The organism is Microbulbifer aggregans (assembly GCF_020524005.1).
Lineage (GTDB): Bacteria > Pseudomonadota > Gammaproteobacteria > Pseudomonadales > Cellvibrionaceae > Microbulbifer > Microbulbifer aggregans_A.
In genome coordinates this window covers 12945-35868 of record NZ_JAIVKK010000004.1, presented here as the reverse complement: position 1 = coordinate 35868, position 22924 = coordinate 12945, and the positions used below count along the sequence as shown (strand labels likewise).

21 protein-coding genes are annotated in these 22924 nt (G+C 53.8%); 18 read left to right on the top strand and 3 right to left on the bottom strand.

Annotation, left to right across the window (positions count from 1 at the left end):
* The first annotated feature begins 149 nt into the window (after positions 1-149).
* The 3 genes from polA (at position 150) to LC093_RS07750 (ending at position 4361) form a co-directional block, all read left to right on the top strand.
* Positions 150-2894 (top strand): DNA polymerase I, encoded by a 2745-nt coding sequence (polA, locus tag LC093_RS07760; protein ID WP_226663901.1) that lies wholly within the window; start codon positions 150-152, stop codon positions 2892-2894.
* 759 nt (positions 2895-3653) lie between these two features.
* A complete protein-coding gene (locus LC093_RS07755) occupies positions 3654-4130 on the top strand; it encodes a hypothetical protein (RefSeq protein WP_226663900.1) in 477 nt (158 codons plus the stop codon).
* 57 nt (positions 4131-4187) lie between these two features.
* Complete coding sequence (locus LC093_RS07750) at positions 4188-4361, top strand: hypothetical protein (RefSeq protein ID WP_226663898.1); 174 nt, start codon at positions 4188-4190, stop codon at positions 4359-4361.
* Positions 4362-4410: 49 nt separating this feature from the next.
* Here the strand turns inward: LC093_RS07750 and yihA are convergent, their stop codons facing one another.
* Positions 4411-5046, bottom strand: coding sequence for a ribosome biogenesis GTP-binding protein YihA/YsxC (gene yihA / locus LC093_RS07745; protein WP_226663896.1), 636 nt, complete (start codon positions 5044-5046; stop codon positions 4411-4413).
* A gap of 183 nt (positions 5047-5229) precedes the next feature.
* Here yihA and LC093_RS07740 point away from each other — a divergent pair, with 183 nt between their 5' ends.
* The 8 genes from LC093_RS07740 (at position 5230) to LC093_RS07705 (ending at position 12837) form a co-directional block, all read left to right on the top strand.
* A complete protein-coding gene (locus LC093_RS07740) occupies positions 5230-5880 on the top strand; it encodes a c-type cytochrome (protein WP_226663894.1) in 651 nt (216 codons plus the stop codon).
* Positions 5881-6055: 175 nt separating this feature from the next.
* The gene (locus LC093_RS07735; RefSeq protein WP_226663892.1) at positions 6056-6730 is read left to right on the top strand and encodes a thiol:disulfide interchange protein DsbA/DsbL; all 675 of its coding nucleotides are present in this window, start codon (positions 6056-6058) and stop codon (positions 6728-6730) included.
* A gap of 131 nt (positions 6731-6861) precedes the next feature.
* Positions 6862-8064, top strand: coding sequence for a c-type cytochrome (locus tag LC093_RS07730; protein ID WP_226663890.1), 1203 nt, complete (start codon positions 6862-6864; stop codon positions 8062-8064).
* A gap of 177 nt (positions 8065-8241) precedes the next feature.
* Positions 8242-8784: a hypothetical protein gene (locus tag LC093_RS07725; protein WP_226663889.1), complete on the top strand. Its 543-nt coding sequence runs from the start codon at positions 8242-8244 to the stop codon at positions 8782-8784.
* A 231-nt stretch (positions 8785-9015) separates the two neighbouring features.
* Entirely contained in the window at positions 9016-9774 is a 759-nt protein-coding gene (locus LC093_RS07720; RefSeq protein WP_226663888.1) for a hypothetical protein, read from the top strand.
* 15 nt (positions 9775-9789) lie between these two features.
* Positions 9790-10200 carry an ACT domain-containing protein gene (locus tag LC093_RS07715; RefSeq protein ID WP_226663886.1) on the top strand — a complete coding sequence of 137 codons (411 nt, stop codon included), beginning with the start codon at positions 9790-9792 and terminating at the stop codon, positions 10198-10200.
* Between the two features lie 42 nt (positions 10201-10242).
* Positions 10243-11097, top strand: coding sequence for a hypothetical protein (locus tag LC093_RS07710; protein ID WP_226663884.1), 855 nt, complete (start codon positions 10243-10245; stop codon positions 11095-11097).
* 99 nt (positions 11098-11196) lie between these two features.
* Positions 11197-12837, top strand: a complete 1641-nt coding sequence (locus tag LC093_RS07705) for a M28 family metallopeptidase (protein WP_226663882.1) — start codon at positions 11197-11199, stop codon at positions 12835-12837.
* A gap of 23 nt (positions 12838-12860) precedes the next feature.
* Here the strand turns inward: LC093_RS07705 and LC093_RS07700 are convergent, their stop codons facing one another.
* On the bottom strand, positions 12861-13994 hold the full coding sequence (locus LC093_RS07700) for a GNAT family N-acetyltransferase/peptidase C39 family protein (protein ID WP_226663880.1): 1134 nt from the start codon (positions 13992-13994) through the stop codon (positions 12861-12863).
* 205 nt (positions 13995-14199) lie between these two features.
* Here LC093_RS07700 and LC093_RS07695 point away from each other — a divergent pair, with 205 nt between their 5' ends.
* A complete protein-coding gene (locus tag LC093_RS07695) occupies positions 14200-15675 on the top strand; it encodes a RimK family protein (protein ID WP_226663878.1) in 1476 nt (491 codons plus the stop codon).
* A gap of 5 nt (positions 15676-15680) precedes the next feature.
* On the opposite strand, the gene LC093_RS07690 is transcribed toward LC093_RS07695, so the two are convergent.
* The gene (locus tag LC093_RS07690; RefSeq protein ID WP_226663876.1) at positions 15681-16562 is read right to left on the bottom strand and encodes a LysR family transcriptional regulator; all 882 of its coding nucleotides are present in this window, start codon (positions 16560-16562) and stop codon (positions 15681-15683) included.
* Between the two features lie 693 nt (positions 16563-17255).
* On the opposite strand from LC093_RS07690, the gene LC093_RS07685 reads away from it, so the two are divergent.
* The 6 genes from LC093_RS07685 to LC093_RS07660 all read left to right on the top strand — a co-directional run bounded on the left by LC093_RS07685 (position 17256) and on the right by LC093_RS07660 (position 22922).
* Positions 17256-18233, top strand: coding sequence for a sulfotransferase family protein (locus LC093_RS07685; RefSeq protein WP_226663874.1), 978 nt, complete (start codon positions 17256-17258; stop codon positions 18231-18233).
* A 16-nt stretch (positions 18234-18249) separates the two neighbouring features.
* A complete protein-coding gene (locus LC093_RS07680; protein WP_226663873.1) occupies positions 18250-19203 on the top strand; it encodes a glycosyltransferase family 2 protein in 954 nt (317 codons plus the stop codon).
* Between the two features lie 41 nt (positions 19204-19244).
* Positions 19245-20192 (top strand): sulfotransferase domain-containing protein, encoded by a 948-nt coding sequence (locus tag LC093_RS07675; RefSeq protein WP_226663870.1) that lies wholly within the window; start codon positions 19245-19247, stop codon positions 20190-20192.
* 74 nt (positions 20193-20266) lie between these two features.
* On the top strand, positions 20267-21088 hold the full coding sequence (locus LC093_RS07670; protein WP_226663868.1) for a 2OG-Fe(II) oxygenase: 822 nt from the start codon (positions 20267-20269) through the stop codon (positions 21086-21088).
* 53 nt (positions 21089-21141) lie between these two features.
* The gene (locus LC093_RS07665; RefSeq protein WP_226663866.1) at positions 21142-22155 is read left to right on the top strand and encodes a glycosyltransferase family 2 protein; all 1014 of its coding nucleotides are present in this window, start codon (positions 21142-21144) and stop codon (positions 22153-22155) included.
* 11 nt (positions 22156-22166) lie between these two features.
* Positions 22167-22922 (top strand): WecB/TagA/CpsF family glycosyltransferase, encoded by a 756-nt coding sequence (locus tag LC093_RS07660; RefSeq protein ID WP_226663864.1) that lies wholly within the window; start codon positions 22167-22169, stop codon positions 22920-22922.
* The last annotated feature ends 2 nt before the right edge of the window (positions 22923-22924 follow it).

Sequence of the window (22924 nt, the reverse complement as noted above, 5' to 3'; positions counted from 1 at the left end):
ATTGAGCATAGAAGGTGGGGCAAAGCAGCGTGTGACACTGCGGTGACCACACCTTTTCGGGCGTTGGACCGAGCGCAAACCAGCAATCGCGGTTATCCTGTCGCCCTCTGCACATGTGATCAAAGAACCGCAGCCAAAATCGGATATTTATGAGTAACAACGCCTCCAGCGCCGCACCACTGATCCTGGTCGACGGCTCTTCCTACCTCTATCGCGCTTTTCACGCACTGCCGCCTCTCGCAACCAGCACGGGCCAGCCCACCGGCGCCGTGCGAGGCGTTATTTCCATGCTGCGCCGCCACCTCAAAGAGCATCCGGACAGCACGGTGGCAGTTGTTTTCGATGCCAAGGGCAAAACGTTTCGCGATGAGCTTTTCGCCGATTACAAATCCCATCGCCCGCCGATGCCGGACGACTTGCGCGCGCAGATTCAGCCGATCCACGACATCATCGATGCCATGGGCCTGCCGCGGCTGGTTATCGAAGGGGTGGAAGCGGACGATGTGATTGGCACCCTTGCCCTGCAGGCGGCGGAACATGGCATAGACGTGATCATTTCCACCGGCGACAAAGACATGGCGCAGTTGGTCCGTCCGGGTGTGACGCTGGTGAACACCATGTCCAATACCGAGCTGGATGTCGCCGGGGTAAAGGAAAAGTTTGGCGTGGGTCCGGAGCTGATCATCGACTTCCTGGCGCTGATGGGCGACAAGGCGGACAACATTCCCGGCGTGCCCGGAGTGGGAGAGAAGACCGCACTGGCACTGCTACAGAATCTCGGCAGCCTGAAAGACATATACGCGGACCTGGATGCCATTGCCCCGCTGGGCTTCCGCGGGTCGAAGACCTTGGCCAAGAAAATGGTCGAGCACAAAGACGCGGCGGATATGTCCTACGTACTGGCCACGATCAAGACCGATGTCGATATGGACTACAAGCCGGAATCACTGGTCAACGCGGAGCCCGATACGGAGCAGCTCCGCCAACTGTTTGGCGAAATGGAGTTTCGCGGCTGGCTCGAAGAGCTGGATGGTGAGGGGGATGCGGGGTCCGTGGCCGAGGTGCTGAAGATCGAGCGCAACTACAAGGTTATTACCGAGGAGAAAGAATTTGAACAGTGGCTGGCCAAGCTTGAGGCCGCGAAAATCTTCGCCTTCGATACGGAAACCACCAGCCTGAATTACATGCAGGCGAAGCTGGTCGGCGTGAGCTTCGCAGTGGAGCCTGGAGAGGCAGCCTATGTACCGCTCGCCCACGATTATATGGGGGCACCGGCACAGATCGATTTTGATGCGGCGCTGGCGAAGCTGAAGCCACTACTGGAGAGTGAGCAGCATAAAAAAGTCGGCCAAAACCTGAAATACGACAGTCATATCCTGGCCAACTACGATATCGCGTTGCGCGGTATCGAGCGGGACACCATGCTCGAGTCCTATGTACTCGACAGCACTGGTAGCCGCCACGATATGGACAGCCTCGCGCAGAAGTACCTGGGCGAAACTACGGTCAAATTCGAGGATATTGCCGGCAAGGGTGCAAAACAGCTGACGTTCAACCAGATTGAGCTGGACCAGGCTGGCCCCTACGCCGCCGAGGATGCCGATATCACGCTGCGTTTGCACCAGGAGCTAAGCGCCCGGCTGAGCAAAGAGCCGAGCCTGGAAAAGGTACTGGATGAAATCGAAATGCCACTGGTGCCGGTACTTACTCGCATCGAGCGCAACGGTGCCTACATCGATGCCGCCATGCTGAAACAGCAGAGTACTGAGCTCGAGCACAAAATGCGCGAGCTGGAACAGCAGGCCTACGAAGAGGCGGGAGAGGAGTTCAACCTCGGTTCCACCAAGCAGCTCGGCACCATCCTGTTCGAAAAGCTGAACATCCCGGTGATCAAGAAAACCCCCAAGGGCGCACCGTCCACGGCAGAGCCGGTGCTGCAGGAGCTCGCGCTTGCACACAAACTACCCGCGCTGATCATGCAATACCGGGGCATGGCCAAGCTGAAAAACACCTATACCGATAAACTGCCACAAATGATTGACCCTGGTACCGGCCGCGTACACACCTCCTATCATCAGGCGGTGGCCGCGACCGGTCGTCTGTCTTCGAGCGATCCGAATCTGCAGAACATTCCGATTCGTACGGAAGAGGGCCGTCGTATTCGCCAGGCCTTTGTCGCCGATCCTCGGGTCAACGGTGGTAGTGTGATCGTGGCCGCGGACTACTCCCAGATTGAACTGCGCATCATGGCGCACCTGTCGGGTGACAAGGGGTTACTGGACGCCTTTGCAGAAGGGGCCGATATCCACCGCGCAACCGCTGCGGAAGTGTTCGAGGTGGCGGTGGATGAAGTAACCGATGAGCAGCGTCGCAAGGCCAAGGCGATCAACTTCGGCCTGATTTACGGCATGTCCGCGTTTGGCTTGGCGAAACAGCTGGATATACCGCGAGCGGATGCGCAAAGCTATATCGACCGCTACTTCGAGCGTTACCCGGGTGTACTCGAGTATATGGAAAATACCCGTAAACAGGCGGCGGAGAAGGGCTACGTGGAAACTCTGTTCGGCCGGCGCCTGTACCTGCCGGAGATCAATTCCAGAAACGGTATGCAACGTCAGGCCGCGGAGCGTACGGCGATCAACGCACCGATGCAGGGCACTGCAGCGGATATCATCAAGCGCGCAATGGTTTCTGTGGACCGCTGGCTGCAGGAGGAAAAACTGCAGGCCCGGCTGATTATGCAGGTGCACGATGAGCTGGTGCTTGAAGTGCCCGCAGATGAGCGCGACCGCGTAGTGAAAAAAATACCCGAGCTGATGCAGGAGGCTGCGAATCTGGATGTTCCGCTGATCGCGGATCTCGGAGAGGGAAAAAACTGGGACGAAGCCCACTGACCCCTCGGGGGGATGATGCCACTGGCTTGGCCGGTTTCAGCGACGACTTCGAGATTGGGAAAATTTTTTAAAAAATTTCCTGAAATGCGGGAACCAATACCTGCAGGGTTCCTCTAAGAAGCAAGATCGTTGAATTGCAACATCATCCCCAAAGCTTAGTCAGAAGCCCCTCGCCCCGAACTACCCCCTTCGGGGCATTTTTTTGCCTGCTCTCCTGCTCTCCTGCTCTCCTGCTCTCCTGCCCTCGTAGTGAAGTAGGTTTCCCTGGATCATATGTGGCAGGCGAGCGTAGTCGTGTATAAAAATTGGCCGCTTTAAATTTTAAATCGGTACACAGGTCAACTTTTTACCGCTGTTCGAAGACGAATGTCTCATAACCAGAATTTTTTGCCCGCGAAACAGGACTTTGTGGGATAGAGTTGCAGCATCCGAAATTTGGAAAAAGAGTGGGGAACCCTCGCGGTTCAGCTTAGTCTTTGTACTGAATGAAGTGCATCGGATGCAGTGGAATTTGGGTGAGAACCCAAAGGCGTGCCCGTCCCCCTGGGCGCGTCTCCCAAGTGCCCATCCCCAAGGGCACTGACCCCTGGCCGGCAGCTGCAATCTGCCGGCTTTTTTTTGCCTCGAAGAAACATCGGCCTGTTTCCTAAGTCAGTCTAGCTGAAAGTTGGCGGCGCAATCTGCCATCTAACGCCTAACTCATTTGCAAATGATAATCGATCGCATTAATCTCAGTTGAAAAGGACTGAGGAGATTGTCGTGAATTTGCGATTTTTATGTGCCAACCACCGCCAGTGGCTCACCAGTGATACCGAGCGCGCTGCGCGGGCGTGGTCGGATTGGACCGAGCGTGGCGCAGAGCTGTGTGAACGCGGCGAATACGCGGAGGCAGTCCCGTTTCTGGGCTGCGCTTTTGAACTGGCCAGTTACCTGTTGGCCGAGCGGGCGCCGGATTACGCCGTGGCCGCGCTGCGTTTTACCGATAGTGCTCGGCAACTGATCGAGGCGTATCGCCAGCGTGATGAGGCCGGACTTGCCAATTATGTGCTGGTGGGCTCCAGCTCTCGTCTGGCCCGGGAACTGGCGGACAAGCGCCACTACCAGCTGACCGCAGACTGTATCCGCACACTCTATACCGCTGAGATCAGTGCGCCGGGAAGCCGGCCCGCAGGATTTGTCGGCACTCCGTCGGGACAGATGCTCAATGGCGGCAAAGGCAAGGTCGTCCTGCACTGAAGGATTGCGGCCGCCGATGTGTGGTCCGGAAATGTATAGGCAAGGAGGGAAGCAACCATGTCGACCGAGCGCTACCTGAAAATCCAGATACGCCAGCGGGCGCTGATATCTCTGATCGCCCACCGCCACCTTGCGGTTGAGCAGTTGCGAGGACTGAACCCGTCTGCCCGCCGCGCACTGCGACGGATATTGCTGGATAGCCTGAAGGAGGAGGGCGGCAACGGCGGCTAGCCGCTGCGGGGGACCTCGGTCGCCGCCCATGGGGCGGCGCGTGCGCGAACTACTCTTGCTCTGGCGCCAATGCCAGCCATTCGTTCAGGCGCTTCTCCAGCTTGTCCAGTCCCTGATGCTTGGTGGCAGAAAAATTCTGCACGGTCACACCCTGTTCGAGCTGCAATTCCTTGAGAGCCTTTTCCACGGCGAAACGGGCGTTGTTGGCTGGTCCGTTCTTCAGCTTGTCTGACTTGGTCAGCAGGATATGGGCCGGCAGACCCGAGCTCACGGCCCAGTTGAGCATCTGTTGGTCAAACTCTTTCAGCGGCTGGCGAATATCCATCAGCAGCACTAAACCTTTCAGGCAGTTGCGCTGTTCGAGATAGAATGCCAGGTGCCGCTGCCACTCGTCTTTCATGGAGCGGGCAACCTTGGCGTAGCCGTAGCCCGGAAGGTCTACCAGACGCTGATGCTCACTCAGCGAGAAAAAGTTGATAAGCTGGGTACGCCCTGGGGTCTTGGACGTGCGGGCGAGCTTACTATTGCCCGTAAGTGCGTTGATCGCGCTGGACTTGCCGGCGTTTGAGCGCCCGGCGAAGGCCACTTCGGCGCCGAAATCTTCCGGACATTCCGCCAGGGTGGGCGCGCTGGTCAGAAACTCGGCGCGGCGATAGTTGATTCGTTCTACATTGGATTCAGACATGGCCCTTCCCGGTACACTCGAATGGCGCGCAAGTATATAATGCCGCGGTTTTGGGTACCTCTGATTTATCCCCTGACGTCTTGCTGGGGTTCAATCTGAGGTTACTTGGCGTCGCCCTTGCCCGCGGAGGGCTACAGGCGACGGGGATCGGATGCAAAATTTCAGCGCGCAACAGGACGACGTATGAACAGCATTATAAAGAAGGCCGCACTGGCTTTGGGGATGGTAGCAATCGCACAAATGGCGCATGCTGCCGGAGATGCCAGCGCGGGTCAGGCCAAGGCCGCCGCCTGTGCAGCCTGCCATGGCACCGATGGCAACAGCCCGGCACCCACTTTCCCGAAGATTGCCGGCCTGGGTGAAAAGTACCTGCTCAAGCAGATCCACGACATCAAGAGCGGTGCGCGTGTTGTACCTGAGATGGTGGGCCAGCTGGATAGCATGAGCGACCAGGATATGGCGGATATCGCTGCCTACTTCGCGAGCCAGAATATCCAACTTTCCGGCTCTGAAGCCTTCTCCGTTATGTTGAACAACGGCGATAACGTAGACGGTCTGGCGCTTGGCCGCGAGATTTTCCGTGCAGGTAACAGCGCGACGGGCGTTCCGGCGTGTATGGGCTGCCACTCTCCAACCGGTAAGGGCAATGCTCCTGCAGGCTACCCGCGCCTGTCCGGCCAGTATGCTGAATATGTCGAGAAGCAGCTGAAGGCTTTCCGCGCTGGTACCCGTGCCAACGATGGTGATAACCGGGTTATGCGTACTGTTGCCAAGCAGCTGTCTGATGCCGAGATCAAGGCAGTGGCCAACTACGTAGCTGGCCTGACTGACTGATCAGGCAGGTTCAGCGTTGAGGCCGGTCTATGACCGGCCTTTTCGTTTCGGCTTCAGCCATCGGGTTGCGCTACCACAACGGAACTTCAATAATTTCCGCTGTCTTACGGTTAACCTGTTAGCTTTTCCCGGCAGTCCCTGCCGGACTCAAGAATAAATATACGGAGTACACACTATGAGAGCCGTTGTTGCACTCTTTACCATGCTGCTGAGCCTGGCTGCATGCGCGCAGGACTCAAATTCCATTTCTGCCGGCCAGCACTACCAGGTGCTGCCGCAGGCGGTTTCCCAGGATGACGACAGCAAGATCGAGGTCACCGAGCTGTTCTGGTACGGCTGCGGACACTGCTACCACTTCGAGCCCGCACTGAAAAAGTGGCAGAAAGAGATCTCTGCTGACGTGGCGCTGAAAAAGATTCCCGCGATCTGGCAGCCAGTAATGGAAGTGCACGCGCGCCTGTTCTACGTGGCTGACGCGATGGGTGTTCTGGACAAAATGCACGCGCCGATCTTCAACTCCATTGCCCAGCAACGCAAAATGTATGCTGACCGCGATGGTCGCGAGTGGAAGGCCGATGATGCCGCGATTGCCGCACTGTTCAACGACAACGGTGCCGACGGTGACAAGGCGGTTAAGCTGATGAACTCGTTTGCGATCAATAGCAAGGTCAAGCAGGGTATGGCAAAGCAGCGTGCTTATCAGCTCGCGGGTACCCCGGAGATGGTGGTTGCCGGTAAATACCGTGTGAGTACTTCTCTGCCTGCCTACAAGGGAAAAACCAACGCTCAGGAAATGATGCTGGAAACCGTCAACTTCCTTGTCGCCAAAGAGCGCGCCGAGAAAGGCTGATCAGGTCGCGTACCTATTCCTCTAAAAACCCCGCTTTTGCGGGGTTTTTTGTGTTTTAAATACCTGCTTTCCCGAAAATTGACGTCTGCTACGCTAATTTGAGAACCGGATAAAAGGCCCGCCACTACCCCATGGCCAGAAACATTATCAGTTCGCTTTGCCTCGTTTTGCTCATTCTCATCAGTGGCGTGAGTAGCGTGCGCTTTGCCTGGGCACAAGAAGAGCCCCAGGCGCTGGCCGAGCGGGCCATCAACCTACTGTCGTATATTGCTGTGGACTATGCGGATGCAGTAGCGGAGCGCGAAGTACGGGACCCTCGGCTGTACCGTCAGCTGCAGCGACAGGCGGATATGGCGGAAGAGTTACTGCAGCAACTGCCCGACAAGCCCGGCCGCACCCAGCTCGCCGGGGCCCTCCGGGACCTCAACCGGTCGATCGAGCAGCGGGACAGCGCTGACAATGTGCGCCGGCGTGCCAACGCCGCTGCGGACCGTCTCGCGGCCCTTTACCAATTGCCGCGTTCACCGGCGGAAATGCTGCCGCCAGCGAAAGAAGCAGAGGCGATCTATACCGAGCGCTGCGCCCACTGTCATGGTCCTCGCGGTACGCCGGGAAATGCTAAGGGCAGCGACTTGCGAAATCGTGAGCGTATGGCCAGGTTCAGCCTCTACGATCTCTACAACACCCTCGACCCGGCCCGGGACGACGCCCACGGCCACGCAATCGACGGCGATCTGAGCAGCCGCGAGCGCTGGGCACTGGCGGTACTGGTGGCGGGATTTTCTGCACCGGCTGAAATGCCGGAAGCGACCCTAGCGGAAAAGTATCCAGCCTTGGTGGGACTGCCTGGGATCGCGGTTACCCGGCCTTCGGAGTTGCCGGTCGACGCTGCGGCCGCACTCGGCTGGTGGCGGGCGAACCCTGACTACACCCGCCGCCTGCAGCACCCCATCGTTCGCGCCGCGGGACTCATCCAGTTGGCGCAGACCAGCTACAGGGCTGGCGATCCAACGGAGTCCTATCACCAGTTGATGCTCGCTCTGCGCGAGGGGTTTGCCCCGGCGCGATTGGGACTGGAAGAGCGCAACAGCGCATTGGCCTCCCGTCTGGATCAGCAGTGGCTGGACCTGCGTCGGGCGATCCTGGATGAGGCGCCCACCAACGAGGTCATCGAAAAGTTCCAGCGCCTGCAGGCTGGCGTATTGCGGGCACGCGAAGTTCTGCAGCCTGCGCCTGAAAGGGGCCCTTACGGCTGGGCGGCGCTGCTGTTTGCGCTCGCGCTGGCGCTGGGGGGCCTGTTGTGGAAAGGATTGCGGAGGCGGTCGCGTCGTTGAGCGTTTTCCACGGAGAATTTCCGTCAACAATCTATTGCGCTGGGTCGATAGTGTCGGCTGGCGCTAAAACAAAGAAAATTGTCGCATGTGCCGCCAAGGTTGAGATTTACGACTAGGCTTTTAATTAGACGGTTCAAATAACCGCCAGTCGTAGAATCCAACAGAGAAGAGTGCCGCATGAAGTTTTTGCGTCAGTTGTCCTTCCGTCCCGTGATCCTCTCATTACTGCACGCCTACATGGTGGTGCTCGCAGTGTTTCTGCTCCTGCCCATGCTCGCGTCTGCCCAGGAAGAGACCGCCGATCAATCTGCCACCAAGCAATGGGCGGGCAATTGGTTGGTGGTCGGGCAGGGCGACGAGCAGTTGGTCTGGCAGCTCAAAGCCGATGGCAGTGGCTATGCCCACGGATTCCGTGCCGACGGCCAGCTCAGTCACGGCTTTGCCATCTCCTGGCGTATTCAGGGTGATACCGTACGCATTCGCACCGGCGGCACCCTGCACTGCAATAGCGGCATGATCTATGCGCAATTTACTGGCTGGAGCCCGGTCACCTTAGACTTCAACGTGATTGATGGGCGCCATTGGCGCCAACACAACGGCGGTATCCTGGCCTTCCAGCGCCGTCTGCCCGACTGGGAAACCCCCAATCACGGTGCAGAGTGCCCCAATCTTTATGGCGATCAGAAGGTTCCCGAGCAGACGGCATCCACTGCCAACTGAGGCTTGGGGATGACATCTGCACGCACCGTCGGGCGATGCGAGGATCGCATTGCCGGCGGCGGTGCGAAGCACAACCCGATTCAGGGAAGAATAAAGCGGAACCGGAGTATGGCTGTGGGACAGCGACGCTTTATTCCCTCACTTCTCCTTCTACCAATGCTTTTCGCCCTGGTCTGCACTCCACTCAGTGTGACCGGGGCAGCTGCAGCGGCGAACAAGTCGGATAAAGAAGTGAGCAAAGAAAAGCCGCAACCGGTGAAGAAGAAAGCCGGGACTGCCGAAGGCGGCAAACTTGTCGGCCAATCGGCAGCCGACAGCGCGGAAGAGTTTCCGGAGTGGACTGCGGAGTCCCGTCTCGAAGCGAAGCAGTGGGTTGGTAACTGGTTGATTTCCCGGGACGGCGAAGCGCAGCACGTGTGGAGCCTGAACGCGAATGGTACGGGGCGTTCCTACGCGTTTACCAAGCATGGCGACGAAATGCGCTTTGCCTACGGATATGACATTCGCTGGTACTTCGACCCCTATACCCAGATGGCAAATATCAAAACCGAGCGCCGCATCGTGTGTCGCGGCGGTCGTGTGTATCCGTATTTCCTCACACTCAAGTCCTACGAAAGTGATTACGCCGTCAAAGGAAAGTACGCCTGGCAAACCACCTGGACGGAGGCCAGCATCGGTCGCAACTACCTGCACAAATCCCTGGTGGTTTTTGTCGCGCCCCTGTCGGGCTGGCACAACCCGGAAAAAGATGCGCCCTGTCCGGATTTCCCCCAAATGGAACTCGAGCGCGACCTGGATACAGCGCTGGATAACTGGGAGGCGGAAGCATTGCGCAACGCGACACTGGTCGATACCACACCGGTGGAGGGTGAGCCCGAATTCGAGGGTGAGGAGTTCGGCCCGCCGCCCGACGCCAAAGTCTCAAAACCTTCCAGCTCCTCCAGGGCCACCAGGAAGAGCTCCAAGCAAAGTGGCAAGTCTGCAAATTGATAGAGAGTGATCTTCATGAATGCACAGGTACAGATTGAGCGCCATCTTCAAAGACTGAGACCAATCCTGAACCGGGAAACGCTCGCCGTATGCAAGCTGGATGACGCGGCATTGCGCGAGGTCCTGCCCGATTGCCTGTGCGTATTTCGCGAGAGTGAGGGGACTTGTGCGTTGCTGCCCGCCCGGGTTGCCCGCGACCGCGAATTGAGTATTGATGAGGACTATCGGCAGATAACCCTGCACTTTACCCCGCACTTGCCGATACCCGGCCTGGCGGCCGCCGTACTGAGAGAGTTGGCCGACGCGGGACTTCAGGGGAATATGATCTCGGCGCGCTGCCACGAGTACATTCTGGTGCGCGAACGCGATGCGAATCTCGCCATGCAGGTACTGCATGGCATCAGTAACCGCCTGCATTACAGTTGAACCCCCTTACGCGCACCTAGGCTAGGTTACGACACGCCGCTTATGCATATCGCTTACCCAGCGCCAATTCCCCACGGGCCGATCCAGCAGTTGCTGCCGGACTTTTATATGGTGAAGGGCACGGCGCATCTTGCCCCGGGTGTCACGGTCAATCGCAATATGGGGATTGTACGCAACGGCGACGATCTGTTGCTGGTCAACCCGGTGCGACTGCGCCGCCGGGAAGAGGAACGTTTGTGCGACCTGGGGCGGGTGCGGCAGGCGGTTCGGCTCGGCTATTACCACGGTTGCGATGACCTTTATTATCGCGACCGATTCAATGCCTTCTTCTGGCGCCAGGCTGGCTCGGATCACTACCCTTTACCCCCGGCAGACCAGCTCTTGAGTGAAGGTGGTCCCAGCCCGATACCCGGTGGACAGGTATTGGAATTTACCAGCAGCAGGGTACCCGAAGCGGTACTGCAGGTACCCCTCTCGGGCGGCCTGCTGCTTACTTGCGATGCGCTCCAGTACTGGCATGACTGGGACAAATGCAGCTGGGGTGGGAAGTGGCTCCTGCGGTTTACCGGCGTTCACCGAGGCATGCAGGTGTCTCCGGGTTGGTTGCAGCGCGCCACCCCGCCGCGTGAAAACAGCCGACGTTGGCTGGTGGCGGATTTTGAACGGCTGCTGCAGCTCCGTTTTCTACATTTATTGGGCGCGCATGGTGACTTTTGCGCGGATCGTGCCCATGAGCTTGTGGAGCGCGCGGTCACCAGTACGTTCGTTCGCACCATTGTGCCCGTCGAAAACCCCCGGCCGCCACCAAATGAACCGACTCCGGTTCCAGATCCTTTAAAGCCTCCAGTAACCAGGGTGCTCCGACGTCCACGCCCAGGGGAACGCCGTACACGCTGACTGGTTTCCCCGGGATTCAGTCACCATTTCGTGTGGCCGGATCATGGTAAGCTGCGCTCACATCGCAGATTGACCGCAAGATTGCGTTTCGGGGCCAAAATGAAAATAACCAGCCTTATCGGTGGCGGACTTGTTACTGCAGCACTCGCTGCCTGCAGCGCTAGCCAACTGTTTTTTCCACTGCCCAGTGCAGATAGCGACAATATCCAAGAACACCTCGAATACCTGGCCAGCGATGCGCTTGCTGGCCGCAAAACCGGCAGCGCGGGCTATCGTCTGGCCGCAGACTATGTAGCAGAGCAGTTTGCCGCGCTGGGGCTGGAAAGCATCAGCGGGGCAGACTACCTGCAGCCGGTGTCCTTTCGCGAAGCTTCCTGGGGAGAGCGCCCCGCTACTTTCGAGCTGCGCGGCCGCGACGGGGATATCACTTTCGAACTGGGCAAGGACTTCATAGCAGCCCCCCCGACTACTTCGGAGCAGGCTGCCGTATCTGCGGGACTGGTTTTTGTTGGCTATGGTATCGACGCCCCGGCTTACCGCCTCGACGACTACGCGGGCCTTGATGTAAAGGGCAAGATCGTGGTTGCCCTGCAAGGCCGACCGGCGCGCCTTCCCAGCGAAGTGGGGGCTCACTATGCATCCGGCAGAACCAAGCGGAGTACCGCCGCGCGCCACGGGGCAATTGGCTTTATCGCATTGAACACCCCGGAGAGTGAAGCGCGCCGGCCATTTGCGCGCTCCGCCGCCCATCTCCAGGATCCCAGATTTGACTGGCTGCGTGCCGACAACACCTCGGGCAATGCAATTCCCGGAATGCGTATGAGCGCGCGTCTCGACATGCCCGCGGCTAAACAGCTGTTTGTGGGGGCGCCCCGCAGTCTGGATACCGTTTTTCTTGAAATGCGCAATGGGGTGACCCCAAAGGGATTCCCGCTACCGTACAGTGCATCCCTTACCAGCAGTGCACGCCATCAAACGATCATCAGCCCCAATGTGGTGGGATTGCTCCCGGGCAGTGACCCGAAGCTCAAAGATGAATATGTCGTGTTTTCGGCCCACCTCGACCACATCGGCAGGGAAAAGGGCAAGGACGGCGACCGGATCAACAATGGGGCCCAGGACAATGCTGCGGGCATCGCCGTGATGCTGGAAGTGGCGCGACTGTTCAAGGCATCAGGTCGAGCGCCGCGGCGCTCTATTCTGTTTGTTGCCGTCACTGCGGAAGAAGAGGGGCTACTGGGATCCGATTACTTTGCCCAGCACCCGCCGGTCCCGCCCCGATCCATAGTCGCGAATATCAATCTCGATATGCCGATGTTGCTTTACCCCTTCCGCGATGTCATCGCCTTCGGTGCCGAGCACTCGAGCCTTGGTAAAACAGCCGCGCACGCGGCGGACCGCGTGGGCTTGAAGCTGAGCCCGGATCCCATGCCGGAGCAGGTGATATTTGTTCGCAGTGACCACTACAGCTTTGTCCGTCAAGGGATTCCCGCGATCTACCTGATCACAGGGCGCGAGGCGCTCGACAGGGATATTGATGGCACCGCGGCCCAGGTGGAATTCCTGAAATCCCGTTATCACCGACCGGGAGATGAGGCGGATTCTCAGGTCAATTACGTGGCAGCCCGGCAGTTTGCGGAGGTGAACTACGCTATTGCCCGGGAAGTTACCGACGGCGACAAAAAACCACGCTGGAATCGTGGGGACTTTTTCGGCGAGCTTTATGCCCGCCCTAGATGAGCTCGGGAAGTTATCCTCTTGGCTCAGGCTTGGTGTCGGACTACGACGGCTGTTCGCAACCGTTCACGCCCAAATAACGACATCCGGGCGAAGTCTTCCCGAGCAATGGGCAGGTATTGACTATCCAGAGGATTGTCTTCGTCATCGAGGTCCGGGTCGTGTACGTAAAAGCATTCATCATCCATTCCCGTCAGGGTTACCCAGTGCGGGACTTTCTTGCCGTCCAACCGGTAAGTGCTGATTAATAGCAGTACCAGTGCGCCCTGTTCCAACCAGTGGTGGCATTGCTCCTGCGTAAACTCCTGCTGAATCACCGGAAGTCGGGCGTCCACCGCCGAGCGTCGAAAATCCTTGTCGACCTGCTCAATCACAACTTTCTTTTCCTGGCTGCGTACACTGTCTACAAACAGAGGCGTGGCCTGGTTTAAATATACCTCGCAAGTAAAGCCTCGACGCTGCATGGCCAGCGCCAGGCCGATTGGATGGCAACCGCCGTGACCGGAAGTCATGAATATGGTGGTCGCTTCCCGCCAAAGCGCAAGCTCTTCGCTGCCGTTGGGCACATATTCCGGATTGAGCCCCGCCATGGCCATCATCGCGGCGGCGGGGCCGCAGGTGAACTCGGTGCGTTGCCCGTACCACGGAACATCCGCGGTATGCAGATTTTCGGGGCGATATCGGATACGTTTCTGCATGCGCAATGCCGTTCCGGCATCTTCGTAATATTCCGCATAGCGTCCGAAAGTGCGATAGCCGAGCTTCTCGTATAGCCCGATGGCTGCCCGATTGTTCTCGGCAACTTCAAGGCGCATATACAGGCGGCCATTGCGCCTACTGGCATCTTCAGCCGCGCTCAACAGGGTTTTGCCGATACCCATACCGCGGCCGGCCGGCCCAACTGCCAGAGAATACAGTCGGGCGAGGCGGGTGCCGCGGCGCAGCAGTACCAGGGCGTAGCCCACAACCGCCTCGTTAACTACTGCGACCAGGTAGACCCGGTTATCGGCCCTGATCCAGTACTTCAGGCGTCGCCGGCTGAGTCGATCTCCGGAAAAACTGGCTTGCTCCAATTGAACCAGGGCATCCAGGTCGCGTTCGGTAACCGCGCGAACCTGAGCCTGCGGGGTTGGCTTCGGGGGAGAAAAATCATCGGACATGTGGCGATGGAATACCGGGGAAAGGACTCAAGGGAGAGGCGCTGGGACACAGTGCGGAAAAGTTAGCAAAAAGCCGGAAAAAAGATAGCCCCGCACGAAAAAATTATTAGGCGAAGCTGCAAATCTCTTCTATCTTTCGCAAAATCATCTGGCCACCCCCTGGCCGCTATTTTGACCTCCTTCCTCCGAGGCACAACCTATACCCATGTCCCAGGTCCTTATTGTGATCGACGAGCCCGCCGACTGGGCTCCGTACTACCCGAGTGAGCGGGTTATAACCTTTGCCGACTACCTCGCCTTGCCGGCCCGACAGCAGCAGCGGGTCCGGGTGATCAACCTGTGTGCCAGTTACGACTATCGCAGTGAGGGTTACTACTGTTCCCTGTTGGCTGAGGCCCGCAGTCACAATGTGCTTCCCAGTGTCCGAACCCTGAATGACCTGGCGCTGCCGCAACTGTACAAACTACAGCTGGCCCAGGCGATGCCTGCGCTGGCAAAACTCCCAGTGCCAGCGGCAGGCTCTGACTGGGTGGTGAAATCCTACTTTGGGCGTTGCAGCGATACGGCGTTGCAGCCAGTAGCCCGGGCGCTGTTTGACCGCTTTGCCTGCCCGGTACTGGAGATCCATTTGCGGGCGACTTCCCATTGGGAGATTGTCGAATTAAGGATTTGCTCACACAAGGATCTGGATGAGGCCGAGGAGACTGAGTTCGCCGAGGCACTCGACAACTTCAGCAACAAGGTGTGGCGCCAGCATAAAAAACCGAGCAACACCCGGTACGATCTTGCGATCCTGGTCAATCCGGAAGAAAAGTTGCCGCCATCGGACAGTAGTGCGATCAAGAAGTTTGTTACCGCTGGGCGTGAATTGGGCTTGGCGGTCGAGCTGATAAGCCCTGATGACTACATGCGTTTGTCCGAGTTTGATGCGCTGTTTATTCGCGAAACCACGGCCATTGATCACCATACCTACCGCTTCGCCAAAAAAGCCGAGGCAGAAGGACTGGTCGTACTGGATGACCCCACCAGCATCCTGCGCTGTACCAACAAGATCTATTTGGCCGATCTATTCAGCAATAACAAAGTCCCGGCCCCACGTACATGTATTCTTCGCCGCGGTGATGAAGACAGCTTGCGGCAGGCTGTCGCGGAGCTAGGGCTGCCGATGGTGGTGAAAATACCCGATGGCTCGTTTTCCCGCGGCGTCGTTAAGGTAGGCTCAGAAGAAGAGCTACACCATAAGTTGGAAGAGCTGTTTGCCGAGTCCAGCCTGCTATTAGCGCAGGAATTTCTGTACACAGAGTTCGACTGGCGCATTGGTGTGCTGGACAACAAGCCTTTATATGCGTGTCGCTACTACATGGCCAAGAACCACTGGCAGATATACAACCACGGCAACAAGAAAACTGTCAGTGGAGGTTTTTCCACATTGCCGACGTTTGAAGTCCCCAAGGCCGTGTTACAAGCGGCGCTCAAAGCTACCAAGCCTATAGGGCGTGGTTTTTACGGTGTCGATGTGAAGGAAGCTGGTGGCAAGGGCTACGTGATTGAAGTGAATGACAACCCCTCAATTGATAGCGGAGTTGAGGACAAATACCTGGGGAAAGAGCTGTACCGGATCATTCTCCAGGAATTTATTCGCCGCCTCGATGCTCGTCGCACCGGAAAACCTATCGAATAATCAGTTCAACTTGTTTGCCGGCATAGCTCCAGCCAGCGTTCAATTCCGGCGCTGCGGTACTTCTGCCGGTGTAGGGCGAAATAGAACTCGCGCCTGAAATCCCTTTGAGGCACCGCCAGCTCAACGAGCGCGCCGCGCCGGAACGCATCACTGAGCGAAACACGCGAGAGGCAGCTAATGCCGAGGCCAGCCTCTACCGCGCGCTTGATGGCTTCAGTGTGTTGAAGTTCCAGGCGAATGTTGAGTTCTGGTAACAGGCCGGACATGGCGCGTTCGAACGTTTGTCGGGTGCCGGAGCCGGTCTCCCGAAGAATCCAGGTCGCTTCACGCAGATCAACGTCATCGAGCTGTGTGCGAGTTGCGAGATGGTGGCCTGGCGCACAAAAAACCACCAGCTCGTCATCGCGCCATCGAATCATTTCCAGATCGGGATGGTTTAGCTCGCCCTCTATCAGCCCCAGGTCGAGCTCGAAATTCAACACGCCCTGGGTAACTGCTGAAGTATTTGCAACTTCCAGCTCAACCCGAGCCCCGGGCTGCTGCTCCATATATCGCGCCATAATCCCGGCAGCGAGATAGTTCCCGATGGTGAGCGTTGCACCGATCTTGAGCCGCCCAAGGTCATCGTGAGCCAGCAGGCTGCGTTCGAGCTCTTTGGCGCGCTCGAGAAGTTCCTCTGCCTGTGGCCACAATTGCCTGCCCAACTCATTGAGCCTCAGGCGCTTGCCTGTGCGCTCGAACAGCCGCAGCTCGAACTGATGTTCAAACTCTTTTAGCGCTGTAGATGCGGCAGACTGAGACAAATTGAGGCTTTCAGCGGCGCGGCTGACATTTTGGTAGTGAGCGCAGGCCAGGAAGATCTCGAGCTGGCGAAGGGAATAACGCATTGTTCTCACTAATCTGGAATACTGATAAGGCTGTCAAATATAAACCATATCGGCAATGAAGAAAGGAAGCCATTGAGTTCCCAGACTACATAAAGTCTCAACCCCTGAAACAAGGAACGGCTACACAGGATCGGATTGTATCAGGGAGTTAAAAATCGAGCAGGGACAAGCTCCCGGGGCTGCCACGACGACGAATTTCCCAACTGGGCATGAATAATGCTAAGAGAGAATTTGGGAATGGAGACGAAATCTGTATATGAAGTGCCAATACGTTGAAAGGAACGCCAAATCGCAGAGCGCGTAGCACTATCTTTTTGCTTTGTCATATTTAATTGGTAAAGTGTGAAGCCTGTCGCACGGCCGTCGCTGGTTTTACTCGGCCGAGCGCAAACATGGCAATCCCTTTGGTTTTGGTCGACGAAAGCGCAATGGAATTTAGCGCTAAGTATCGAGCGGCCGGACCGGTAGACGACCAAAACTGACCGTTAGCTAAAAGACCAACGATAACGGTTTCTAAAGCTATCACCGTATTGGTTCATCGGGGCAACCCTCTATTAAAGCCTGATCCTGGCAGATAGCTCCTGCTTGAATATCAGAGCATTGTGTACTGCCGAGCGCGACAAGCGAAGTAAATGGAATTACAAGAGGCTGATCTTTCCCTTCAGGGAGGGCTGCCATTAGGAGGACAGGGAAATGTCTCGCCTTTCAGAAACTGATATTGCGCAACAAAATGAAGCACTGAAATCCCCAGTGTTCGTGATTGGTCCACTGCGCTCTGGATCGACTCTGCTCCGCCTGCTAATGAACCATCACCCAAACATTTATATGTTTGGGGAATTTGAAGGTGCCGTATCCCAAGCACAAGGCAATAGTTGGCCGAACATCCATGACTATTGGCGCTTCGTAAAAACAGATCGTCAAACCAGCGCGATGAACCTCTCCATCGATGAGACACTGGATTACCCTCAGCTCGTCAAGAGTTTCCTGGCTCAACATTACGCACGTAATCCGCAAAGCGTAATCGGTGCATCGGTCCACTCTCGCGTCGACCTGCTACTCAAGCTATGGCCAGATGCCCGATTCATCCACCTGTATCGAGACCCACGTGATGTTGCACGTTCCTGCATTGGTATGGGATGGGTTGGAAATGTCTATGAGGGCACAAAAATATGGGTGCAGTTCGAGCAACGCAGGAAAAAACTGCGTGAGCAGGAAAGACCAGGTCAATCCATCACAGTTAGCTATGAAGTACTGGTTAGTAATCCAGACTCCGAATTGGCCCGAGTATGTGAGTTCCTTTCGTTGCCATACGATGAAGAAATGCTTGAAATCGAAGGCGGTACAACATATCAAAAGCCGTCATCCAAGTACGCAAATCAGTGGAAATCTAAACTTTCAGCTCGAGAAATACGCTGGGTAGAAATACCGGCGAAAGACCTGATGATGCAGCAAGGTTATAAACCTGTTATAGATCATCACCCCAAAATTAGCATTATTGAAATATTGGCAATCCGACTACAAAACCGATGTTTTCGCGCCACCTATAACATAAAGAAATGGGGCGTTATGCTGTGGGTTGAGCACGTGTTCGCCAAACGAAGCGGCATCGCACGCTGGATAGACCACGTAAAAATCAGAACTAATCAAATTGATCGAGCGCTTCTAAAGTAGCGATGAAAGCTGAGCAATGAATAATCCAAATACAGTTGATCTTGCTGTAATCATCGTAAATTACAAAACGCCAAAGTTGGTCATAGATTGCCTAGACAGCCTTTATCCGGAACTCTCGAACATTAAATCCAGAGTTATCGTGGTGGATAATGCTTCCGGAGATAATTCGCTTAGCCAGATAGAAAAATGGCTCAAGAGCAAGAGAAACGAAGAAAGACATTTAACCCATTTGGTGCAATCCGAGAAAAACGGTGGATTCTCCGCAGGGAACAACCTTGGTATACGTCAAGTAAAGGCAAAGAAATATTTGTTATTGAATAGCGACACAATCGTTCGTAGCAAGGCCATTGAAAAATTATTGCGAAGAATGGACGAAAACCCGGAAATTGGGGCTCTTGGGCCTCGCCTGGAATACTTGGATGAAACTCCGCAAATAAGTGCATTCCGAAAGAGAACAGTTACCAGCGAGTTTATCCGTGGTGCTGAATTAAGTGTCGTTACGCGATTTTTAAAACATAAAAAAGTCTCTATTGATTTGGATCAAGTAAACCAGGTAATTGACTGGGTAAGTTTTGCGTGCGTACTGATACGTCATGAAGTAATTGAAAAAGTCGGGCTTATGGACGACAGGTTTTTTATGTACTTTGAGGACATTGAGTACTGCAACCGAATTAAAGGCGCTGGCTACAAAATAGAGCAGGAACCTTTGGCAAGAGTTGTCCACCTTCGTGGCGGTACTTCAACTGTAAAGAGCAGCCTGGCGAAGAGAAAGCGTCTGCCTAGATATTTTTATGAGTCCAGGGCAAGATATTTCACGTTGCTTGGCGGTAGGTCAACATTAATGGCTGCAAATTTTGCCTGGATGTTTGGGCGAATTTTCAGGCTCATAAAATTGACCAGGGGTTTGCGAGGTTTGCAATCCGTTAAGAGTGAATGGAAGGATATCTGGATTGGAATAAATTCGCAGTAAATCAAGTTTACTAAAGAAATCTCTGTTTAACAGGCGTGAACGTGAAAGCAGAAAAAAAAAGCTATTCGCTAGAAGAAATTAAAAAACCGAGTTTTTTAATAGTGGGCGCAATGAAATGCGCAACCACAACTTTATATGACCAGCTCAGATTGCAAAACGGCGTATTTATGCCGGATTTGAAGGAGCCAAATTTTTTTAGCGATGACGCACAATACTATAAAGGGTTCGACTGGTACGAGGACCTATTCTGTAATTCAAGCGCTAACGAGATTATTGGCGAGGCAAGTACGCACTATACGAAATTGCCAACATATCCAGATACGATATCGCGCATAAAAGATTACCTCGGTAAGCCAAAGATAATCTACGTCATGCGTAATCCTATAGACCGAATGGTGTCCCAGTACGTGCATGAATGGAGTTGTGGGAATATTAATGTTCCAATAGACGACGCGATTGACTTGCACCCAGAATTGATAAATTACAGTTTATTTCACTATCAGCTTAAGCCATATCTCGATGCGCTGGGTCACGAGCGAGTGTTGCCAGTCTTCTTTGAACGATTGAAAAGAGAGCCACAAGTTGAGCTGGAAAGGATAGCGAAATTTATCGGTCTTGACCAACGTGTCGAATGGAAAAGCGATCTTCCCGCCAAAAACATCTCAAGTGAACGAATCCGCAATTTCCCATTGTATGGGCTTTTGGTTAAAAACAAAGCGATGGAAGTCCTGCGTAGGTCTTTGGTCCCCAAGAAATTTAGAAGCATGGTAAAGAAAAAATTTCAGATGAAAGCTAGGCCTGAGCTAAGTAAAGATTCTGAATCAAAGATTAAAAATTTATTCAATTCTGACCTGGAAAAATTAGGAGTTGAGTTGGGCGTTGAACTTGACCTAGAAAACTACAAAGAAACAGTTTCAAGCCGGACTCTAAATTGGGCGGACGAAGAATTTACTGAGAATAAAGAGAATGTGTTTGCGAACGGCCTGTGAAAAATTAACTTTTAGTTAAATCATTAAAAATTTAAGCGGTAAAGGCTCGCTAAAATACTTTGGGGATAAATTAAATGGATTTAAATAGCTGCCAAACTGAATACAACAAGTTTGTACCATGGGAGAAACTCGATAAAATTGCGAGTGAAAACAAGGAAGAATATATCAATGCATACCCATTTTCTCATGGCGTATACGATGACATATTTGAGCCAGATATATTGGATCAAGTAATTAAGGAGTTTGAAGAAGGTAATAAAAAATGGCGCGCGTTTGAGAATGACTACGAGCGAAAGCTTCAAATGAATCGTGACTTAAGTCTTGGCCCAGTAACCAGGGCGTTGATTCATAACCTTAATTCAGCTCCATTTTTAGAGTTCTTGGAACAACTTACAGGAATAGGTGGGTTAATTGCGGATCCATATTTACATGGCGCTGGACTTCACAAAATAGAACGTGGTGGAAAGCTGGGAGTTCATGTGGATTTTAACGGCCATAAACGTATGAACGTTTACCGCCGTCTGAATGTGCTTATATATTTAAATAAAAACTGGAAGTCAGAGTGGGGTGGCGACTTTCAACTCTGGAGTAATGATAAGCTTTCGTGCGAAAAATCGGTTCCACCGCTGTTTAATAGGATGGCAATTTTTTCGACAACATCCAATAGTTTCCATGGGCACCCAGAGCCTCTACAGTGTCCTGAAGACCGAAAACGACTGTCTTTGGCTCTTTATTATTACACTGCGAATGATCATGGACCGCAAAAGAGAAAGCTTCATAGCACTCTGTTCATGAATGAGCGGGGGAAAGCAGAGCAGATCAACAAGCCACAAAATTTTCTTAATCGCGTAAAAAACCTTTTTTTTAGCAAAATTCCAGCACAAAACAAAACGTAATTCAAAAATGCTGGCCTATCTACATTCACAGAGTTGGATGTGCGACAAATAACATGGCCAAAGGGAAAACAGGCATGGAATGCGAGCGTAGTATTGGCTTGGTAATTATTGGCCGCAATGAGGGCGATCGATTGCGGTCTTGTCTTTCGTCCTTAGAAAAATGGCAGATCCCAAAAATATATGTTGATTCGGGATCAACCGACGACAGCCTTGAGTTGGCATTTAGCTTTGGGTGCGATCTAGTCGAGCTGGATCCAGGTGAAGCGTTCAGTGCTGCGCGCGCAAGAAACACTGGATTTGAGAATCTACGAAAAAATTATCCTCATATCCAGTTTGTACAATTTCTTGATGGCGACTGCGAGTTGGACGCGGATTGGTTCAATAAAGCAATCCTATTCCTAGAAGAAAATACTAGCGCAGCAATAATTTGCGGAAATCGAAGTGAACGATTTCCTGAAAAAACAATATATAACAAATTATGCGAAATGGAATGGCAGGGTTCGCCTGGCGAAATATCTGCATGCGGCGGGGATTCGCTTGTCCGGGTTAAGGCTTTTGAGCAGGTCGATGGGTTTGATAACCAGTTTATTTGCGGTGAAGAACCCGAATTGTGCTACCGCCTAAGAAGCCAAGGCTGGAAGATATTTAGAATTGATGAACCGATGACGCTGCATGATGCAGACATGCACAAATTTACACAGTTCCTGTTGCGTGCCAGGCGGTCTGGGCATGCATATGCCAATAATGCACATAAACATGGCAAAGGGCTACACCGTTACCGATTAAAGAGCCTGATAAGTATATTGGTATACAGTACCATTTTGCCTTCAATTTCCTTTTCTCTACTCGCAATAGCTGGACCTACATACGCTGTGCTACCAGCCCTATTGTACCCATTGGCGTGGACCAAAATGCAGTTATCCAAGCCTGAATACCGAAAATCCCGTGACCAAATGATCTATAGCTTATTCGTTATTTTGGGTAAGTTCCCCCAAGCTGTCGGAATTTTCGAATTCATAGTAAATAAATATAAGCACAGACAGACAATGTTAATTGAATACAAATAAGGGGGTGAGAAATGAGTGCGGATAAAATAGATATTGGATTCTGCAGGCTTCATAATCTGAATATCAATGAAGCAATGAACCAAGTCCAAGATCTGGCTAAATCAAATTCGCCGCACATAGTTGTGACTCCCAATATGGATCATGCTGAGCGACTATGTCGAAGAAATGGTGATGCTGACTTCATTTCAGCTTACAGTGATTCTTCATTGGTACTGTGCGATAGTCGAATACTTCAAAAACTAGCGCAATGGGCTGGTGTGGGAATACCGAATGTAGTGGAAGGTAGTACCCTTACCGCAAAAATTTTTGATGACTTGCTGGCACCAGAGCATAAAATCTGCATATTGGGTGGAAATGAAAATGTAATTACAAATATTAGAGAGAAATACCCAACTCTAAATATTTTTCACTCTAATCCATCAATGGGGTTTATAAATAATGCAGTAGAAGTTGAAGCTATTTGCCGTTATGTAAGGGAGCTTAACCCCGATTTTATTTTTCTTGCATTGGGCTCACCACAACAAGAGTTACTTGCAAAACGTATAAAATTCGCCGGACTTAATCGAGGCGTCATAATGTGCATTGGTGCATCATTACTTTTCCTGACTGACCTGGAAAAACGCGCACCGCACTGGGTGAGAAGGCTCCGAATGGAGTGGTTTTATCGGATGATGCAAAATCCCCGTAGATTGGCTTCGAGATATTTTAGTAACGCTTGCGCTGCTGCAACAATATTTAAGCAAATAAAAATGGCCGGGGTTAAGTAAAG

What these genes read in the sequence shown, in the direction of transcription:
- LC093_RS07710 (WP_226663884.1), top strand. Translation starts at nt 10,243, where the DNA reads ATGCATATCGCTTACCCAGCGCCAATTCCCCACGGGCCGATCCAGCAG.
- LC093_RS07740 (WP_226663894.1), top strand. Translation starts at nt 5,230, where the DNA reads ATGAACAGCATTATAAAGAAGGCCGCACTGGCTTTGGGGATGGTAGCA.
- LC093_RS07715 (WP_226663886.1), top strand. Translation starts at nt 9,790, where the DNA reads ATGAATGCACAGGTACAGATTGAGCGCCATCTTCAAAGACTGAGACCA.
- LC093_RS07725 (WP_226663889.1), top strand. Translation starts at nt 8,242, where the DNA reads ATGAAGTTTTTGCGTCAGTTGTCCTTCCGTCCCGTGATCCTCTCATTA.
- LC093_RS07660 (WP_226663864.1), top strand. Translation starts at nt 22,167, where the DNA reads ATGAGTGCGGATAAAATAGATATTGGATTCTGCAGGCTTCATAATCTG.
- LC093_RS07695 (WP_226663878.1), top strand. Translation starts at nt 14,200, where the DNA reads ATGTCCCAGGTCCTTATTGTGATCGACGAGCCCGCCGACTGGGCTCCG.
- LC093_RS07690 (WP_226663876.1), bottom strand. Translation starts at nt 16,562, where the DNA reads ATGCGTTATTCCCTTCGCCAGCTCGAGATCTTCCTGGCCTGCGCTCAC.
- LC093_RS07700 (WP_226663880.1), bottom strand. Translation starts at nt 13,994, where the DNA reads ATGTCCGATGATTTTTCTCCCCCGAAGCCAACCCCGCAGGCTCAGGTT.
- LC093_RS07685 (WP_226663874.1), top strand. Translation starts at nt 17,256, where the DNA reads ATGTCTCGCCTTTCAGAAACTGATATTGCGCAACAAAATGAAGCACTG.
- LC093_RS07680 (WP_226663873.1), top strand. Translation starts at nt 18,250, where the DNA reads ATGAATAATCCAAATACAGTTGATCTTGCTGTAATCATCGTAAATTAC.
- LC093_RS07665 (WP_226663866.1), top strand. Translation starts at nt 21,142, where the DNA reads ATGGCCAAAGGGAAAACAGGCATGGAATGCGAGCGTAGTATTGGCTTG.
- LC093_RS07730 (WP_226663890.1), top strand. Translation starts at nt 6,862, where the DNA reads ATGGCCAGAAACATTATCAGTTCGCTTTGCCTCGTTTTGCTCATTCTC.
- LC093_RS07670 (WP_226663868.1), top strand. Translation starts at nt 20,267, where the DNA reads ATGGATTTAAATAGCTGCCAAACTGAATACAACAAGTTTGTACCATGG.
- polA (WP_226663901.1), top strand. Translation starts at nt 150, where the DNA reads ATGAGTAACAACGCCTCCAGCGCCGCACCACTGATCCTGGTCGACGGC.
- LC093_RS07705 (WP_226663882.1), top strand. Translation starts at nt 11,197, where the DNA reads ATGAAAATAACCAGCCTTATCGGTGGCGGACTTGTTACTGCAGCACTC.
- LC093_RS07735 (WP_226663892.1), top strand. Translation starts at nt 6,056, where the DNA reads ATGAGAGCCGTTGTTGCACTCTTTACCATGCTGCTGAGCCTGGCTGCA.
- yihA (WP_226663896.1), bottom strand. Translation starts at nt 5,046, where the DNA reads ATGTCTGAATCCAATGTAGAACGAATCAACTATCGCCGCGCCGAGTTT.
- LC093_RS07750 (WP_226663898.1), top strand. Translation starts at nt 4,188, where the DNA reads ATGTCGACCGAGCGCTACCTGAAAATCCAGATACGCCAGCGGGCGCTG.